General features: G+C 54.9%; 2 protein-coding genes and 1 pseudogene. 1 reads left to right on the top strand and 2 read right to left on the bottom strand.

The features are described from left to right. A partial coding sequence (locus KZZ07_RS26475) for a hypothetical protein (protein ID WP_219519865.1) occupies positions 1-335 on the top strand: 335 nt, incomplete at its 5' end. Positions 336-423: 88 nt separating this feature from the next. On the opposite strand, the pseudogene KZZ07_RS26470 reads toward KZZ07_RS26475, so the two are convergent. Continuing rightward, positions 424-1,251: pseudogene (locus tag KZZ07_RS26470) on the bottom strand (IS5 family transposase). A 442-nt stretch (positions 1,252-1,693) separates the two neighbouring features. Continuing rightward, the gene (locus tag KZZ07_RS26465; RefSeq protein WP_500862246.1) at positions 1,694-2,089 is read right to left on the bottom strand and encodes a GFA family protein; all 396 of its coding nucleotides are present in this window, start codon (positions 2,087-2,089) and stop codon (positions 1,694-1,696) included. Positions 2,090-2,134: the final 45 nt, after the last annotated feature.

The following is a 2,134-nucleotide window of genomic DNA, read 5'->3' as shown; positions in this document are numbered from 1 at the left end:
GTTCGGCGAGCGCTTCGACGCTTGAGTATCTGAAACCGCATGGACCGGGACAGATACACAGACTTCAGGACACTCCCCCAATTATCCGAACAAAACTGATATATTTCAACAAATTACCGAGATCGGTCGAAGCTCAATCCACCCGATCACCCACCTTTCCCTATTCGCTCGAGCACAAGCCACGCCTCGATGTTTTGGTGAACAGCGCATATGGGTTGCGAGCAGAAGTGGCTTTGGGGGCGCAAACAAAGAAATGTGTAGAAACTCTGAGCCAACAGTTCTTGATGCCGGGTGACAACCAACAAAATCCGTGCAAAACCTCCTACGGAGGTTGAACATGGGCGTCTCAACAACAAGTGATTCCGTGACTGTGGTGTTGATCGGTTCGTTCAACCCTTCCATCTTTCTTCCTAGCTGGCTAGGTCATGTTGACAAATGACGGAGCCAAAGACGGATCGACGTGATGTCGATGAAACCCAGGAAACTCTCTGCGGTCTTGTCATAGCGGGTAGCGACACGGCGGGCGTTTTTCAGCTTGTTGAAGCACTGCTCGACCAGGTTGCGCAGCCTGTAGAGGGGACGGTCGACACCGACGCGCATCTTGCGTGACTTCCGCATCCCTTGCCCGGCAGGGCATCGCGAAGCGATGTCCCGAAAGGGGGATGACAGGCAAAACGTCCCGCTTTCCCATGGATTTTCGAATGCTGTCAGCGTCATAGCCTCGGTCGGCCAACAGGGCGCCCGGTGCCGGCAGGTTTTCGGCCATGACCAGATCGAAGCCAAGATAGTCCGATGTCTGGCCCGGCGTTATCTCGGTCCTCATGGGCATCCCTGCAGCATTGACGAAGAGGTGGATCTTGGTCGTGAAGCCACCTCTTGAACGCCCGAAACCCTGTCGCGGAGTCCCCCTTTAGCGCCCGCTGCCTGATGATGAGCGCGGACCACGGTGCTGTCGATCATTTGAAGGGCGTGTAGGACCGCGCCGCTCTGGTTCAAGGCATCCATGATGTCCTCCCACAACCCTGCCAGTGTCCAGCGCCGGAACTGCCGGTAAACGCTCGACCATTTGCCGAATTCCTTGGGGAGGTCGCGCCACGGAGCGCCCGTCCGCGCGATCCAGAAAACCCCATCTAGAACAAGGCGATGGTTGGTGGGTTTGCGCCCGTTCGGCGCTCGGACGGCCAGAATGAAGCGTTCAAAGAACGCCCACTCTTCGTCCGACATCAGGTCTCGTGCCAAGCTGGTCTCCATCGTAGATACCAGTTTGAATCACGCTCAGCCCTCGATGGGAATCCCTTTTGTCAACACGGCCTAACAATCAAACCGGACCACGTGATGGGGGCAGGCCACTCATTATGGCCTCCTTGCTCACAAAATTGCAAAGAAGCCAACCACAATACACGTGGCTATGCAACTTCACTCCTGACCCATCGATGTGACATCGTCTAAATGGTCAATCAAAACTGGGACTTCAAGATCGGCGAATAGCATACAGTGCGCTGGCCCGATGCGGCTGAGCTGTGTGGGGCTTGATTGCATCGGGCCAAACTACGTAGTGCGAGAAGAGGTGTTTTGGACGCCGCTAGGCGATCAATATTCGATGCTTATTGACACCGTGCATCAAAATGCGGCCTCTCGATACCACCGATGGACCGGCCCGAAGTCACGGTACCTCCAGCAAGTCCGGCGCGGTTCAAGCCGACGGTGTTGGCCAAGAGAAGTCGGGGCGAAGCCCTTCATACACCGGGCGGCCATCACTGGGTTTTTCATACCCCTTGGTGCTGTCATAGAACGCGTGGTATTCAGGTTTGGGAAATGCATTTGCATCGTAACCCATCACATTGGGTACAGCGACACGAATGCGCTTTTCTTTGTCATCGAGCAACAGCGCTGCACCGCATTCGGCACATGTGCAAAGCTCCAAGGGGCCATTCGGATTTTCCGAATTGAATGGTTGCCGTTTCAGCTGGTTGGGATTGTCCACTTCAAGATCCTCGTGACCGAAGAATGCAACATGCGTGGTTTGTTGACCGGTCACGGACTTGCACACGTTGCAATTGACCTGCCCCCAAAGAACTGGGCCATTCAAAAGTAGAGTTTGTTCTCGTAACGTTCAAAACGACGAGGAGAACAG

Source organism: Mameliella sp. CS4 (genome assembly GCF_019392335.1).
Lineage (GTDB): Bacteria > Pseudomonadota > Alphaproteobacteria > Rhodobacterales > Rhodobacteraceae > Antarctobacter.
This window is presented reverse-complemented; position numbering and strand designations above follow the sequence as displayed.